Raw genomic sequence first — 14,855 nt, forward strand, 5'->3', positions numbered from 1 at the left:
GCGACGGCAAACTCGTTCTGTTAAACTGGCGCCCGACCGTTCCGGACTCGATTGCGCGAGTTGTTGCCATGTCTCGATCGCCTTTTGTCGTCGGCCGGACCCTGTGTTCAGTGCTCACGGCGTCGCTCATCGTGTTGGTGCTGTCGTGCAGTGGCGGTACGAGCGACGGCGCGAGCACCGACTCCTGCGCGGCGGGTGAGGTCGGCGCGCACCCCAACTGTGCATCTTCTCCGCCGGCACTGGCGGCTCCCGGCAAGACCTGGCAGGTCGCATTCGCCGAGGAGTTCGACGGATCGGATTACGACCACGCCAAGCTCACACCGTGTTTCGACTGGAACTACGGTGACTGCACCAGCTCCTTCAACGAGGGGCGGGAAACGTACAAGCCGGAACAGGTCCGCGTGAGCGGGGGCACCGCCAAGCTCGTCGCGGAGCCACTGTCGCCCCCCGAGGCGGACAGTGCGTGCTTTCAGGGTTCCTGCACCTACAAGGCCGGATTGCTGTCCACCGCACGGCCGAATGTCGGCGCGCAGTATCTGTTCCCTTTCACCTACGGATACGTGGAATCGCGGATGAAGGTCCCCGATGTTCCCGGATTCTTCACGGCGTTCTGGATGTTGCCGACAGATCCCTCGTACGTATACCGGAGCGAGATCGATATCGCGGAGGTTCTGGGCGGGTTTCCCGACAGCGTCTTCATGACCTATGCCTATGACGGCCGCACTCAGTCGTATCGGGTCAACGACGGTCTCCACGACAACGGCGCCTGTGCGGCAAGGGACTATTCGCGGGATTGGGTCCGATTCGGCGTGGACTGGCAACCCGACCACATCGCCTGGTACATCGACGGCGTCAAGTGCGGTCAGTTCGACGACGCCGCCAAGATCGAGAACGGACCCATGCAGATCATCCTGCACATGATGGTCGACAACGACTGGGAGCGGCGCGAGGGCTCGGTTCTGGCCGATCAGACGGTGGCCGACCAACTCGAGGTTGACTACATCCGGGTGTATCAGCAGCATTGAGCGCACATGCTTCGCACGATGTGTCCGACCGACTCGGCGACGAGCCGTCAGGGGTTTCGGCATGAAGGCATCGCGGGCCCGAGACGGGCGAGGCCGGTTCATCGCCGCGGATCGGCCCGCTGACGTCGCTGTGGTGCTGGTGACGTACAACAGCGCTCGCGATGTACTCCCGCTGATCGACGATCTGCGAATCGCAGCCCGTGACCGGCCGGTGCGAGTGATCGTCGTGGACAATCGGTCGTCGGACGACACGGTCGAGCTGGTCCGCGCGCACCGCGACATCAGGTTGATCGAGTCCGGCGGCAACCTCGGTTATGCGGGCGGCATCAACGCGGCGTTGCCGTTCACCGAACCCTGCGGCGCGGTGCTGATCCTCAACCCGGACCTTCGGTTGCTCCCGGGCGCGGTCACCCGGCTGCTCGGGGTACTCGACGAGGACAGTCGGATCGGTGCCGCGGTACCACTCATCCGGGACGCCGATGGGCGGACCCACCACTCACTGTGCCGGGAACCCTCGCTGACCCGGGCCATCGGCGATGCGGTGCTCGGCAGCAGGCTGTGGCGCAGCAGGCCCGGATTCCTCTCCGAGTTCGATCATCGCCCTCGAAGCTACGTCGAAGCGCACGATGTGGACTGGGCCACGGGCGCCGCGTTGCTGGTCCGTGGCTCGCTTGCTCGCGTGTTGGGGGAGTGGAACGAGGAGTATTTCCTGTACTCGGAGGAGACCGACTACTTTCGTCGGCTGCGGGAGAGCGGCCATCTCGTTCGCTTCGAACCATCTGCGATCGTGGTACATCGCATGGGAGGGTCGGGAACCTCGCAGTCGCTGGCGACGCTCTTGGCCGTCAACAGGGTCCGCTACGTCGAGCGCCACCACGGATCGGTGTACTCGGCACTCTTCCGGTTCTCGGTTGCACTGGCCGAGATGTTGCGTTCCTACGATCCCGTTCATCGTCGTACGCTCGCCGTCGTGGTGAGTCGGAGCCGCTGGCGGGAGCTTCCGCGTGCAACCAAACCCAGAGCGGTGGAACGGATATCGGGCCCGCATCGGCGTGGTTCGGTGATCGTTCCTGCCTACAACGAGGCCACCGTCATCGAACGAACGCTCGCCCCGCTGAGCCGGGCAGCGGTGGACGGGTTCATCGAGATCATCGTCGTGTGCAACGGCTGCACGGATGGCACCGCCGACGTTGCGCGGGCGGTGCCGGGGGTGCAGGTCGTGGAGTTGGCGGTGGGGTCGAAGCCTTTGGCGCTCAACACCGGTGACGAGTTGGCCACCCTGTGGCCGCGACTCTATCTGGACGCGGACATCGGGATCACGGCCGCTGCCGTGATCGAGGTCCTCGATCGGCTCGGCCAGGGCGACGTGATGGTCGCCCGGCCCGCCTCTCGCTACGATTCAGACGGCGCAGGCGTGCTCGTGCGCAGCTATTACCGTGCCCGGAGAAGGATTTCGCTGCACGAGCAGGCGATGTGGTGCGCGGGCGTATACGGACTCAACGAGCTGGGACACCAGCGATTCGGGAGCTTTCCGGACGTGACGGGAGACGATTTCTTCGTCGACACCCGGTTCGACGATGACGAGAAGGCAGTTGTGCAGACGGAACCCACCGTCTGGCGGACGCCCTCCGATGCCAGGAGTCTGCTCGCGATCCTGCGTCGTCACCACCGTGGTAACGCGGAGCTCGTCGCCTGTGACCCCGATCGGGCGAGCCGAACCGGTCCTGCCACGGCGCGCGCACTCGTGCACACGATCCGGGGGCCCAGGTCGGCGGTCGATGCGGCCGTGTACTTCGGCATGGCCGTGGCTGCGCGGCGACCCGCCGCACAGGCGACGGTGATGTGGGAGCGCGACGAGAGCAGCCGATCCAACCGGTGATGCTCTGCGTTCGAAGGATCAGTGTCGCGGCCGCCCTCCTCGGATCTCGGGCACAGGAACGGTGAAGGTGGACCACAGCAGGCCGAACACGATGAAGAAGATCAGCGAGGCCTGTTGGTAGTAGAAGAGGTCGAATGTTGTGCTGGACACCAGGATGCCGGCAAGGACCGCCCCCATCATGTACACCTGCTCGCGTTCTCGCGGGGACGTGGCCCTGCGTAGTCCCGCGGCCATTCCGAAGACCGCACCCCCGGTCACCACGATCATCGCCGCGAGGCCGATGACACCGCCTTGCACGATCGTCTGGAGCCATTCGTTGTCCAGCAGGTGCGGTTGGCCGCCGAGCCCGAGGCCGAAGACCGGATGCTCGCGGAAGGTCTGCGACACCTCGGCGTAGTCCTCGGTTCGGGCACGGACGCTCGGGTCCCTCTCGGAGCCGGTGATCGTTTCCCACAACGCCACCGCCACGTGCGGGAACGCGACGGCATAGGCGACGACCGCGACGGCTCCGACCGCAAGCGCTATGGCGATTTGTCGCACGGTGAAGGCGAGCATGTAGATCAGTAGCACCGTGACCAGCGAGATCACCCCGGACCGTGAGATGGCCGCCGGCAACGCCAGCAGGGCCAGGCACGCCGCGGCCGCGGCGAGCAGGCGCAGGCTCCGGTTCGGGGCATGCCGGGCAAAGTAGATGGTCAGCGGAACCGTCGTGGCGGCAAGCACGGAGAACTCGATCGCGTGCTGCGACGTGCCGATGACCCGCCTGGCCCCCAGACGCTCGGTCAGCTGCAGTTCCTCGACGTTGAGGGCGAACCCCGGGGGCCGGAACAGGAACCGCAGGTCGATCGGGGTCAAGCCCTGCAGTAGCCCGACAAGGCAGGCGAACGTCAGACCCGCCGCGAGACAGCCGAGCACGATACTGCGCTGGCGATCGGTCTTGACCCTGGACAGGACGTAGAGTGCCACGCCGACATCGGCGCACAGTGTGATGATCGCGCGAGTCCTGTTCGACGCGATGAGCGCGCTGTCCACGTACAGGAGCCCGACCCCGTACGTCGTCAGCCAGAGCAGGAAGTAGACGAGGACGACGATGGCCCCGGGGCTCACCTGCCGGGTGTTCGCGGTTCGTCGGGACAGCGCGAAGCCGAGGACGACCAAACCGAACAGCACCACCGCGATCATCCGCGCGGGCGATCCGTTGCTCTTCAACGGTCCCGGCAGCACCACATACGCCGGCATGATCGGAATCAGAAAGGCGAGGAACCCGAGCAGCCACGGCGTCCGCTCCCGCTCGTCCTTGCCGCCGTATGTGTTCTGGAACGGCGGATCGATCGGTGTGGCGGCGGTGCGCGGCTGCGCCGTTGTCATGTCGTGTCCATGGCGCCTTCGGTGACCGGTGCGCCGTCACCGCGCCCGGCGGGCTCGCTCGGCGGGTGATCCGGGCTCGGGCCGGCGGCCTCCCCGGCCTGCCGGTTCGTGGCCGTTCGCTCCTTGCGGCGGGTCAGCATGATGTCCAGCACGACGGTGAACAGGATCGAAAGCCCCACGCCGGCAGCGAAGATCGCGATCGTCGACCGGGTGCGGGACGGCATCGCCGCGACGGGCGCGGTGGGCGGTTGCACCAGGAACGGCGCGACCATCTGATCATCGGGTACGCGCGCCTGCTGTTGCAGGGTCCGCATCGTGACATCTGCCTGGGAGGAAACCAGTTCGAGCGTCTTCGTCGCGGCCGCCGGGTCCGGGGCCATCACCTCGACCATGATCAGCGGCAGCTGCGGGGTGGCGGCGGGTGTCGGGAACATCTCGGACTTGTAGTCGGGCAGCCCGCCCGCTGCCACGACCCTGCTCACGACGGACGATTCCTTCAGTCCGACCGCGGTCATGTTGGCGATCAGCGACGCTCCACCCACGTCCAGAAGCCCGTTGCGGCGAACCCCGCCGCTGTCGGGGGAGGCAGTGTCGATCCGCAGGCTCGGCGGCGCCAGTCCGATCACGGCACTCGAGTAATAGACGGGCTTGGTCGAGCTGTACGTGTGGTAGCTGAACCAGGTGGTGATCAGCAGCAATGGAAGCACGACATACCAGCGTCGAAAGCACGATCGCGCGACATCGAACAGGTCCACGTCAACGTCCCCTCGTCATTGAATGAACTGGGGTGCGTCAATGCTACCAACCCGAATGCGCCGACGGATGCCTCGATTTCTCAGCGATCAACAACCCGGTTGCAGGACTGCCCTCACATAGCCCACGGACTGGTACGCGTACTCGAAAGCCCATCTCGGCACGGATACCTCGCCCGGGCTCGCGACCATGGTCAGTTCGCCGTCGAAGCAGCGGTGCAGGATGAACCGAGCGCGGGAAATGTGCGGTGTGAAGGTCACGACAATGACGTGATGCCATCCGTGCTGGTCGGCGAGACGGCGCAGTTCCCGTCCTTCTCCTCGGGTGGTCGGGGGATCAGGAACGAAACATTCCACCTCGATCCCACGGTGTGGTGACTCACAGACTTGCGTCATCCAGTCATCCTCTGCCCCAAGCGGATTCGACAGAACCACCGTGGGGGCCCAACCGTGCAGCCCGAGCTCGATGCCGAATGGATACCGGCTGTCGTCGGGCCCGCCGAGGACGAGGATCGCATCGGCAGGCCGCAGCGGATCCAGTTGCGGATGTATATACGCAGGCACCCCGGCGATCGCGACCGTGATCAGCAGGAGGCAGGCCGCAGTCAATCGTCGAATGCGGTTTCGGGCATGACCTGATTCCGGACGGTGCTCACGCATCGCGAGCGTGTCGTTCCCGGTACCACTCGACCGTCGTGGCAAGGCCTTCGTCCAGGGATGTCCGCGCCTGCCATCCCAAGACCTCGCGGGTGCGCCGAACATCGGCGAGCAGCGACACTTCCCCCGACCTGTCGGGCACGACTCCGAACTGTGGCTGAACCGTCCGGTCGGCAAGTCGAACGATCCGCTCGACGACCGAGCGAACCGAAACCAGCTCGCCGGATCCGATATCGAGGGTTTCTCCCATACAGTCGGCGTCCGATGCTGCCCAGGTGAAGGCTTCCACGACATCGTCGACGTACACCCAGTCGAACTCGTTGGCGCCGCTGGTCAGCCGGGGAACCTCACCGCGCAGGAGAGTGCGGGTCACGTACGGGACCAGCTTGCCGTAGTCCTGTTGACCGGGCCCGTAAACCATCGAGAGTCTCAGATTCGTCACCGGAAGTCCGTAGCGCGCGTGAAATGTGCGCGCATAGATCGAACTCGCCGCCTTCGAGGCCGCATATGGAGAGGTCGGAATCTGGTCGGGATCTGGTTCTGTCGCTGACCCGGCCAGGATCACTCGAGGTCCGCCCAGTTCGGATGCCGACGTCAGGAGGTTGACCGTCGGCAACAGGTTGTTCCGAATTGTCGGACGAATCATCGACACATCGCGCGCTCCGTTGACTTCACCTGCCAGGTGAAATACGAGATCGGGCCGGACCTCTTCCATCACGTGGTGCGCGGCTGGATACTCGGCGAGATCGGCTTTCCACCAGAAAGCGCCGCCGCCTTCGCGGCTGCGCCGAGATACCCCGTGTACTTCGGCGCCCAATTCCTGCAGTCTCGTGCACAGGCGGGATCCGATGAACCCGGCCGCCCCAGTAACGAGTACCCGTCGCGATGCGAGGGTCGACTTCATGTCGTTGCCACCTCAGACATTGGGCTGACAACGCTATCAGTCCCGACCGATCGCGTCACCGAGAGCACATCGATACAACTCGCCCTATCGGTGCCCCAAGCCCATTACGCTCGATAACTGTGACCGGTCACCGGCTCCGCATCGCCATCCTCGGGATCAACTACGAACCCGAGTCGATCGGGATCGCGCCGTATACGACGGGACTCGCGACCGGGCTGGCAGCACGCGGCCATGACGTCGAGGTGCTGACCGGATTTCCGCATTACCCGCAATGGAAGCGAGCGGAGGGCTACGCCGGATTTCGGTCAACGGACGTCACGGCCGGCGTTCGCGTACGCCGGTTCAGACACCCTGTGCCACAGGGAGGGTCCGCGATCGGGCGGACCATGATGGAACTGGCGTTCGGGCTGCAACTGCTCACAACCAGATGGAATCACCCTGAGGTGGTGGTGTGCGTGAGTCCGCCGCTGCTTGCCGCCGGACTGGCCGTCACCCGCACTCGGCTGACCACTCATCGACCGGCGCTCGGAGTCCTCGTCCACGATGTCTACAGCCGTGGCGTCATCGAGACGGGAAGCATGTCTGGGCCCGCTGCCCGTGCTGTTCGTGTGATGGAATCGGCGGTCACGCGTCACGCTGACGGCGTTGCGGTCATTCACAACGGCTTCATGACGGATCTGGTGGAAAGACTCGGAGTCGACCGGGCCAGAATTCGTGTGATCCGAAACTGGACTCACGTCGCACCGCCGGATCCGTCGGCCAGCGCCGCGTACCGCGCTGCGCGGGGCTGGGGGGACGGCGAGGTGGTGATCCTCCACGCCGGGAACATGGGTGCCAAACAGGGGCTGGAGAACGTGATCGCCGCCGCAAGACTGGCGGATCGAGGCGGGTGCCGGGTCCGGTTCGTCCTGCTCGGGGACGGACACCAGCGCGCGCATCTGGAGGCAGAGGGCGCATGGGTGGCCGCCCTCGAATTCGTCCCGCCGATTCCCGACGACGAGTTTCCCGCGGCTATCGGAGCCGCTGACGTGCTTCTGGTGAACGAGCGCCCCGGCGTGGCGCAGATGGCCGTGCCCAGCAAACTGACCTCGTACTTCATGTCGGGCAAGCCGGTCCTTGCCGCGTCTGACCCACATGGGATCACCGCCCTCGAGGTGGCTGCGTCCGGTGCGGGGATCTGTGTGCCTGCGGGCCGACCCGATCTGCTGCTCCGCGAAGCTGTTCGACTCGGCACTGATCACGCGCTGGCCGAGAGTCTCGGTGTCGCGGGCAGACGCTACGTGACCAGCGCATTGTCCGCAGACGCGGCCCTCGACTGCTACGAGGAGTGGATTGCGGACCTTGCCGCGACCCGCCGGGACCGCAAGCGAGAGGTACACCGATGAACCGACGCGCTCTGATCACCGGCATCACCGGTCAGGATGGCTCGTACCTGGCGGAGTTCCTTCTGAACAAGGGTTACGAGGTCCACGGAATCATCCGCCGCGCATCATCTTTCAACACCGGCCGGATCGACCACCTGTATGTCGATCCGCACACTCCCGGGGCAAGGCTTTTCCTGCACTACGGAGATCTCCTTGACGGCACGCGATTGATGAGCCTGTTGTCCCAGATCGCCCCCGACGAGGTGTACAACCTGGCGGCCCAGACACATGTCCGCGTCAGTTTCGACGAGCCCGAGCACACGTCGGAGACCACCGGACTGGGCACGATCCGACTCCTCGAGGCCATCCGGCAGCTCGGCTTGGACTGCCGTTTCTATCAGGCATCGAGTTCAGAGATGTTCGGATCCTCACCGCCGCCGCAGAACGAGGACACGCCGTTTCATCCCCGGTCGCCGTACGGCATCGCCAAGTTGTACGCGTACTGGTCGACCCGCAACTATCGCGAGGCCTACGGGTTGTTCACGGTCAACGGCATCCTGTTCAACCACGAATCACCTCGGCGGGGAGAGACCTTCGTGACCCGCAAGATCACCCGCGCCGCCGCACGCATCCAAGCCGGCCTGGATCAACACGTGTACATGGGCAATATCGAGGCGGTCCGAGACTGGGGATACGCTCCCGAGTATGTAGAAGGCATGTGGCGCATGCTCCAAGCGGATGCCCCGGACGACTACGTGCTCGCGACGGGAATCGGCTACTCGGTGCGCGAGTTCCTGGCCCTGGCCTTCACTCATGTCGGCCTCGACTGGGAGCGGCACGTTCGGTTCGACGAGCGGTATCTGCGCCCGGCCGAGGTGAACACGGTCATCGGCGACGCGTCGAAGGCAAATGTCGCGCTGGGGTGGAAGCCGCAGGTGCAGGCTCCACAATTGGTGCGGATCATGGTCGAGGCCGACCTTCGGGCGCTCGAACTCGGCGGATCCGGACCAGTCGACCGACCGGAGCTTCCTGGCTGGACCAACACGTCGGGCTGACCCGAGCAGAGTTCAGCGTCGGTAGTCGCCCTGGTGTCCGAGAAACCAGTCATAGGTGGCCCGGACCCCTTCCGCCAGAGGGATTCTCGCGTCCCACCCGAGGTCGCTCAGCCGCTGTACGTCGAGCAGCTTGCGGGGCGTTCCGTCCGGCTGCGAAGTGTCCCACTGAATCTCACCCCGGAACCCCACGACGTCCGCGACCATGTCCGCCAACTCCGCGATCGTCAGGTCGGTTCCGGTGCCGACGTTGATCGGCCTGTCGTCGTCGTAGGTATCGAGCAGAAAGTGACAGGCCGCGGCGAGGTCGTCCACGTGCAGGAACTCTCGCCGAGCCAGCCCTGTGCCCCAACAGGTCACGGTCTCGGATCCGTCTCCGGCCGCGGCGTGGAATCGCCGGATCATGGCAGGAAGCACATGACCGTCGTACAGGTTGAAGTTGTCGCCGGGGCCGTAGATGTTGGTCGGCATCGCAGAGATATAGGGCAGACCGTGCTGTCTACGGATAGCCATCACCTGCAGAACACCGGCGATCTTGGCGATCGCGTACCCCACGTTCGTTTCCTCGAGAGGGCCGCTGAGCAGTGCATCCTCGCCGATCGGTTGATCGGCGGACTTGGGGTAGATGCAGCTCGAGCCCAGGAACAGCAGTCTCTCGACGCCCGCCGCAACCGCGCTGTCGAGCACATTGACCTGGATCCGCACATTGTCCGACAGGAACTCAACGGGCCGGTCCCTGTTCGCGGCGATACCGCCCACCCTGGCCGCCGCGAGGATGACCACCTCCGGCCGCGTTGCCTCGAAGAAGGCACGAGTGGCGTGCGGATCGCGCAGGTCCAGCTCCGCGGAGGTGCGGCCGATCAGATTCCCGAATCCCCGATCCGTGAAGTGCCGCCACAGCGCCGACCCGACGAGACCCCGATGTCCGGCTATGAACATCCGGGTATCTGGCGGCATCGGGCCAGGAGCCATGGTGGACATTGTTTCAGCAACCGTGGCGACCCACCACACTAGAATCGTGCAATGACCCACGGCGGCAGGCGGGCGAGACTCCTGCGCCTTGCGCGGGTGTGGGCCTACCTGTTGTGGTGGGCGGTCAGACACTCGGGGGAGTCGGACGCGGTTGCCGTGGACGTCGACTGGTGGATCGAGTGCATCGGCGCGCCGGACCTGCTCGAACTCGACCACTACTCCCGATTCTCCTATCTGGCGGGTGCCTTGACGGAGTTCCGCACCCTCGTCCACTACCGGCTCCGATCGGATCCCTTCCTGCGTCGGTGTCTGCTCCGCGCGCTGTACCGGCCGGCCACCACGCTGACGCTCGACGCCGACCGGATCGGCCCGGGATTCTTCATCCAGCACGGGGTGGGCACGATAGTCACCGCCGACACGATCGGAAGCCATTGTTGGATAAACCAACTGGTCACCATCGGGCATGACGCGAAGGGCCGCCCCACGCTCGGTGACCGCGTCCGCGTCGGGGTCGGTGCCGTCGTGTTGGGCCCGATCACACTGCACGACGACGTGACCGTGGGAGCAAATGCGACGGTGATACATGATGTGGCGCCGGGTGTCGCCGTCGTCGCCCCGCTCGCCCAACCGCTCCCGCGCGGTGATCGATCGCGCTAGGCGTGCAGATGCTGGACCGGCGGGCGCCGCCGGACAAGGGTGGGAACCCACAGCAAGCTCGGGGCCGCCTGAGCTGCAGCGACACCGAGAACCGAGGCCCACACCACACCGATCGCCCCGTATGGTTCGGCCACGGCAATACCCGATCCCAGACTGATCGCGGCCATCACCGCGATCCAGCACGCCTGCCAGCGTGCCTCCGTCGGTCGGGTCAGTAGGACGCTGGTGGGGAGATACACGGCCTGCACAACGAGTAACGCGCCGAACGCCAGCGCCAGCGATGCCGACACCTCGATTCGCCCGCCCGACAACACCGACGCGACCCACGGCCCGAGCGTCGCCAACGCGAGCGCGGCAACCGCGGCGAGAGCGGCGAACGCGCCGGTGAGTCGCCACCACATCCGAACCGTTTCGCCGGTCGCGCCGCGCCTCTTGACGAAGACCGGCCAGTAGGCCAGGCCCGCGGTCGAGAGGATGGACCAGCCCGCGCCGTACATCTGCGCCATGAGGGCGTACTCGGACACCTCGGCGGCGGTGGACCGATGCGAGAGCAGGATTCGCCCGGTCTGCAGGCCGACCGGCAACCCGACCCCGACGACGAACAGCCACCAGTTTCCCTCGAGCAGCCGAGTTCCGCCCGACCGCTGACCGACCGGAGCGAAGGCCGACCACCCGAGTCCGGACAGGCGCAGCGCGAGCACCGTTCCGAGCACGTGTCCGGTGAGCACACCACCCAACGGCGGGATCGCGTACCAGATACCGCTCACGTCGAACGAGTACAGGAGCAGAGTGAGGAACAGCGAAAAGGCGGCGCTGCTCATCAGGACGAGAGTGGCCAGCTGGTTCCGGTCGATCCCGATCAGGATGCGCACGCCGAGTCCGCCCGGGATGGTGAGCGCGAAGACCACCGCGGCCACGGTGATCGCCCACCGATCCTCCGGACCGCTCGACATGCCGATGAGAAATCCCCAGCCGTCCACGACCATCACCGCGAGCGCGACGACGACCAGAGCGGCGGCCACGGAGAACAGCACCCGATACGCGCGCCGGATCACGTCGATCGCGGCCTCGTCCCGGGCGGGGCCGCTGAGCTGAGCGCTTGCGCTCAGTACGACTGCGCCGATCCCGAGGTCAGCGAACGGGAACAGCAGGGTGACCGTGGCGACGAGGGACACCAGCCCGAACACGGCCTCGCCGGTCTCGCGCACGATGATGGCCGTGTTCACCAGGCCGAGCACCGCCACGGCTGGGGTGCCCACGATGCGGTAGACGGTCCCGCGGACCAGGGCCCGCCGCTCCTCGGGTGCCAGCCGGTCGTGCCCCGAGGTCATGACCGGTCACCTGCGACCCCGAGCGCCGACCACGCCCTCAGCAACAGGATCCTGACCGCACTGAGGACGGCGTAGCCGAGCGCCCACGGCCCGGGCCTGCCGTGCCGCACGGCCGTCGAGATCGCGCGGTGCACGCCCGTCAGCGACCGCGCCGACACGGCCGCGCTGACCGGGCTGGTGCAGAGATAGTCACCACGCACCCGCGGCGACTCGCCGCTCAGGTGTCGCAGGCCCCAGTCGAGGTACTCGACGGTGCGGTCGACGCTGCTGCGCGAGAGCGACTCGCCGCCGACGTGATAGGTCCCGAGCACCTCGGGCGACTGGATGATGCGCAGCTCGGGCATCGCCGCCTGTACGCGGATCAGCCAGCTCGGCTCGTCGTGTGGCTTGTCCCCGTCGTCGTCCCATCGCACCTCGCGGGCGATCTCCGCGGGGAAGCAGAGCGTCGACGTCTGCAGCATGGCGCCGCCGAATCTCAGGTCGGTGAAGCGGAACAGGTACTCCGCGACCGGTTCACGAGTCCCGACCAGCCGTCGCGGCCAAACCCGTCGCCGGCGGCCGGGGCCGACGACCTCCGTGCGTGAGGACGCGATCCACCTGTCGCCTGCACCGGACTCGACGGCGTCCAGTTGCCGCCGCAGCTTGTCGGGATGCCATTCGTCGTCATCGTCGAGCAGCGCGATCACCGCACCGCTCGATGCCTCGATACCGCGCTGCCGGTGCGGTCCGGACCCGGTCCCCGGTGGCGTCCGGAGCACCACGATCCGCTCGTCCACCGGCAGGTGCAGGGGCGCGTCGGTGTCGGCCACCACCAGGATCTCGGCGACCCGGTAGGTCTGGCCCTGGACGGACCGCACGGCGCGGGCGAGCGTCGGCCGCCCCACCGTGGGAATCACGACGCTGACCCGTGGGGGCACGGTCCGCACGCCCCGTCCGGTCATGGCGGGCGGGTGTCAGGGGGAGTGGGGCGCATGGCATCGGTCGCCGAGAAGAACAGTGCGATGCACACGAACACCGGGATGGCGTTGTACGTCCACGCCTCGTACCACAGGTCCCACATCCCTTGCACGGCAAGCACAACCACCAACGGTCCCCACACCCCGTACCGCTCGCTGTTCCAGACGAGGCCGACACAGGAGACGACCAGCCACAGCGGCAGGAGCGCCGCGAGCACCCCTCCTTCGGCCCACGACCCCAGCACGAGCGAATGCATCGCCGAAGGGTCCGCGGCGGGCAGGCGCCAGTAGAGCTCGAACGGAAAGGTCGGGGAGAATCCGAGCCGGACCGCGAGGTGCTCGGCGGCCGTGTAGACCTCCGGCGTCAGTTTCTGCGCGCTTCCCCAACCGAGGACCGGTCGTTCGAGGATCGCCGTGATCGACATCGGCGGTTCGGTCCGGCCGACCAGGTACAGCGGCAGGTCCGTCGCCTGCTGCTCGAGGGTCTTCTGCCGCAGGGCCGGACCGAACAGGCCAACCCGCGCCGCGATGGGCATCAGATACGCGACGGTCAATCCGAACGCGGCGATCCCCGCGAACTGCCATCCGCGCGCTATCCGCGATCCCAGTACCCGGCGGGTCAGCAGTATCGCACCGGAGAGGAGGCAGACCAATGCGTGCGCGCGGAAATTCAGGGCGAGGCTGGTCAGTCCGAACACCACGAGCACCGCCGGGATGACGAACCACCGCACCCGAGTGCTGCGGATCAACCCGTACAGCACGAGGGTCGTGACGGCCTGGGCGATCCCGTACTTCCACAGATCCAGGAAGCTCCCGGTGTGGGTCAGCTCGATCCCCTGGGACAGGAAGAAGATCAGCGACCCGGCGGCGATGCCGGCGACGACCGTGGCGATCCTCGCCACCTCCCGACCTGTGATCACGGTCAGGCCGAGCAGATACAGCGAGAACGCCGCCGGCGCAATCGCGTTCGGCCACAGCACGCTGACCCCGTTGATCAGGCACGAGGCCAGGTAGGAGATCCATCCGAGGGCGGCGAGCACCAAGGGGACCAGTTCTGCGCCCCGGTGCCTCATCAGCAGGAAGGCGGGGACGAGGAGCAGACACACCACCGACAATCCGGTGACCGTGAAGTTGGCGACCTGGATGCCCGACGTCGCGCCGACACCGAACACCACGATCTGCGCGATGACCACCCTGTGCGCGCGCTGCTGCTCCGCGAACGTCCGGACCGGCCCGGACCCGAGATAGGCCATGGCACCATCCCCTCACGGCTGCGCCGAGGCGTGAATACAAACATAGTGGTTCTCGACGTGGTTCTTGACACATCCCAGGAGTGATCTAGCGTTTGAGTGAACTGACCGTTGTCCGACGGACGGGGGCGCGAATGCCCGGCGCACGAGCGACACGATCGTTGGGCCCGCTGCGCGGCCGCTCCTACGACAAGGGCCGCGGGTTTCTCGCGCAGGCGCTCTGGGTCGCGACCTCCAGTCTGCTGTTCACCCAGGTCTGGTGCCCCAACCGGCTGCGGTGTGCGACCTTGCGCTGGTTCGGCGCCGAGGTCGGCAGCGGCGTGCTGATCAAGCACAGGGTGACCGTTCAGTGGCCGTGGAAGCTGTCGATCGGAAACGACTCGTGGATCGGGACGGGGACCGAACTCTACGACGTCGACCGCATCGTCATCGGCTCCGACGTGTGTATCTCCCCGCACACCTACCTGTGCACGGGCAGCCACGACCGCCGTTCGCCGATCTTCGAGTACGACAACGCCCCCATCGTGATCGAGGACGGGGCGTGGCTGTGCGCACGATCGATGGTCCTGCGTGGAGTCACTGTCGGCGCCAACTCCGTGGTCGGCGCGATGTCGTTGGTATCGGCGGACGTGCCGCCCGACTCCTGCGTTCGGCCGCCACGGTCGAGCATCGCACCGGGCTGAATCGC

The 14,855-nt window shown here is 66.4% G+C and carries 14 protein-coding genes; 6 read left to right on the forward strand and 8 right to left on the reverse strand.

Features of this window, described 5'->3' with window-relative positions:
* Positions 1–110: 110 nt before the first annotated feature.
* Positions 111–1,025 (forward strand): glycoside hydrolase family 16 protein, encoded by a 915-nt coding sequence (locus RM1_RS00300; protein ID WP_072749483.1) that lies wholly within the window; start codon positions 111–113, stop codon positions 1,023–1,025.
* A 61-nt stretch (positions 1,026–1,086) separates the two neighbouring features.
* Positions 1,087–2,904 carry a glycosyltransferase family 2 protein gene (locus tag RM1_RS25835; RefSeq protein WP_083576426.1) on the forward strand — a complete coding sequence of 606 codons (1,818 nt, stop codon included), beginning with the start codon at positions 1,087–1,089 and terminating at the stop codon, positions 2,902–2,904.
* An 18-nt stretch (positions 2,905–2,922) separates the two neighbouring features.
* Here RM1_RS25835 and RM1_RS00315 read toward each other — a convergent pair whose 3' ends face one another.
* The 4 genes from RM1_RS00315 to RM1_RS00330 all read right to left on the reverse strand — a co-directional run bounded on the left by RM1_RS00315 (position 2,923) and on the right by RM1_RS00330 (position 6,585).
* Positions 2,923–4,272 (reverse strand): O-antigen ligase family protein, encoded by a 1,350-nt coding sequence (locus RM1_RS00315; RefSeq protein ID WP_083576427.1) that lies wholly within the window; start codon positions 4,270–4,272, stop codon positions 2,923–2,925.
* Entirely contained in the window at positions 4,269–4,979 is a 711-nt protein-coding gene (locus RM1_RS00320; protein WP_143069419.1) for a hypothetical protein, read from the reverse strand. Before RM1_RS00320 ends, RM1_RS00315 begins: the two co-directional genes overlap by 4 nt.
* Before the next feature lie 135 nt (positions 4,980–5,114).
* A complete protein-coding gene (locus RM1_RS00325; RefSeq protein ID WP_143069420.1) occupies positions 5,115–5,684 on the reverse strand; it encodes a YdcF family protein in 570 nt (189 codons plus the stop codon).
* On the reverse strand, positions 5,677–6,585 hold the full coding sequence (locus RM1_RS00330; protein WP_072749485.1) for an NAD-dependent epimerase/dehydratase family protein: 909 nt from the start codon (positions 6,583–6,585) through the stop codon (positions 5,677–5,679). The genes RM1_RS00325 and RM1_RS00330 overlap by 8 nt, the downstream gene beginning before the upstream one ends.
* A gap of 119 nt (positions 6,586–6,704) precedes the next feature.
* Between RM1_RS00330 and RM1_RS00335 the strand changes: the two genes are divergently transcribed.
* Positions 6,705–7,970, forward strand: coding sequence for a glycosyltransferase family 4 protein (locus RM1_RS00335; RefSeq protein ID WP_072749486.1), 1,266 nt, complete (start codon positions 6,705–6,707; stop codon positions 7,968–7,970).
* Complete coding sequence (gene gmd / locus RM1_RS00340) at positions 7,967–9,004, forward strand: GDP-mannose 4,6-dehydratase (protein ID WP_072749487.1); 1,038 nt, start codon at positions 7,967–7,969, stop codon at positions 9,002–9,004. Before RM1_RS00335 ends, gmd begins: the two co-directional genes overlap by 4 nt.
* Positions 9,005–9,016: 12 nt before the next feature.
* Here the strand turns inward: gmd and RM1_RS00345 are convergent, their stop codons facing one another.
* A complete protein-coding gene (locus tag RM1_RS00345) occupies positions 9,017–9,982 on the reverse strand; it encodes a GDP-L-fucose synthase family protein (protein WP_072749488.1) in 966 nt (321 codons plus the stop codon).
* Between the two features lie 42 nt (positions 9,983–10,024).
* Here RM1_RS00345 and RM1_RS00350 point away from each other — a divergent pair, with 42 nt between their 5' ends.
* Entirely contained in the window at positions 10,025–10,630 is a 606-nt protein-coding gene (locus tag RM1_RS00350) for an LbetaH domain-containing protein (protein WP_072749489.1), read from the forward strand.
* On the opposite strand, the gene RM1_RS00355 is transcribed toward RM1_RS00350, so the two are convergent.
* From RM1_RS00355 to RM1_RS00365, 3 genes are read right to left on the reverse strand one after another with little or no spacing between them, the layout of a single operon-like run.
* The gene (locus RM1_RS00355; RefSeq protein WP_072749490.1) at positions 10,627–11,961 is read right to left on the reverse strand and encodes a lipopolysaccharide biosynthesis protein; all 1,335 of its coding nucleotides are present in this window, start codon (positions 11,959–11,961) and stop codon (positions 10,627–10,629) included. The genes RM1_RS00350 and RM1_RS00355 overlap by 4 nt on opposite strands.
* Positions 11,958–12,902 (reverse strand): glycosyltransferase family 2 protein, encoded by a 945-nt coding sequence (locus RM1_RS00360; RefSeq protein ID WP_245815892.1) that lies wholly within the window; start codon positions 12,900–12,902, stop codon positions 11,958–11,960. Before RM1_RS00360 ends, RM1_RS00355 begins: the two co-directional genes overlap by 4 nt.
* The gene (locus tag RM1_RS00365; RefSeq protein WP_245815894.1) at positions 12,899–14,170 is read right to left on the reverse strand and encodes a hypothetical protein; all 1,272 of its coding nucleotides are present in this window, start codon (positions 14,168–14,170) and stop codon (positions 12,899–12,901) included. Before RM1_RS00365 ends, RM1_RS00360 begins: the two co-directional genes overlap by 4 nt.
* A gap of 131 nt (positions 14,171–14,301) precedes the next feature.
* Between RM1_RS00365 and RM1_RS00370 the strand changes: the two genes are divergently transcribed.
* Complete coding sequence (locus tag RM1_RS00370) at positions 14,302–14,850, forward strand: LbetaH domain-containing protein (RefSeq protein WP_072749491.1); 549 nt, start codon at positions 14,302–14,304, stop codon at positions 14,848–14,850.
* Positions 14,851–14,855 lie beyond the last annotated feature (5 nt).

Source organism: Rhodococcus maanshanensis NBRC 100610 (assembly GCF_001894865.1).
In the GTDB taxonomy this organism is placed as follows: Bacteria; Actinomycetota; Actinomycetes; order Mycobacteriales; family Mycobacteriaceae; genus Rhodococcus_G; species Rhodococcus_G maanshanensis.

Excerpts from the sequence above, each read along its gene's own strand:
- RM1_RS25835 (WP_083576426.1), top strand. The coding sequence starts at position 1,087 with ATGAAGGCATCGCGGGCCCGAGACGGGCGAGGCCGGTTCATCGCCGCG.
- RM1_RS00315 (WP_083576427.1), bottom strand. The coding sequence starts at position 4,272 with ATGACAACGGCGCAGCCGCGCACCGCCGCCACACCGATCGATCCGCCG.
- RM1_RS00325 (WP_143069420.1), bottom strand. The coding sequence starts at position 5,684 with ATGCGTGAGCACCGTCCGGAATCAGGTCATGCCCGAAACCGCATTCGA.
- RM1_RS00330 (WP_072749485.1), bottom strand. The coding sequence starts at position 6,585 with ATGAAGTCGACCCTCGCATCGCGACGGGTACTCGTTACTGGGGCGGCC.
- gmd (WP_072749487.1), top strand. The coding sequence starts at position 7,967 with ATGAACCGACGCGCTCTGATCACCGGCATCACCGGTCAGGATGGCTCG.
- RM1_RS00345 (WP_072749488.1), bottom strand. The coding sequence starts at position 9,982 with ATGTCCACCATGGCTCCTGGCCCGATGCCGCCAGATACCCGGATGTTC.
- RM1_RS00350 (WP_072749489.1), top strand. The coding sequence starts at position 10,025 with ATGACCCACGGCGGCAGGCGGGCGAGACTCCTGCGCCTTGCGCGGGTG.
- RM1_RS00355 (WP_072749490.1), bottom strand. The coding sequence starts at position 11,961 with ATGACCTCGGGGCACGACCGGCTGGCACCCGAGGAGCGGCGGGCCCTG.
- RM1_RS00360 (WP_245815892.1), bottom strand. The coding sequence starts at position 12,902 with ATGACCGGACGGGGCGTGCGGACCGTGCCCCCACGGGTCAGCGTCGTG.
- RM1_RS00365 (WP_245815894.1), bottom strand. The coding sequence starts at position 14,170 with ATGGCCTATCTCGGGTCCGGGCCGGTCCGGACGTTCGCGGAGCAGCAG.
- RM1_RS00370 (WP_072749491.1), top strand. The coding sequence starts at position 14,302 with ATGCCCGGCGCACGAGCGACACGATCGTTGGGCCCGCTGCGCGGCCGC.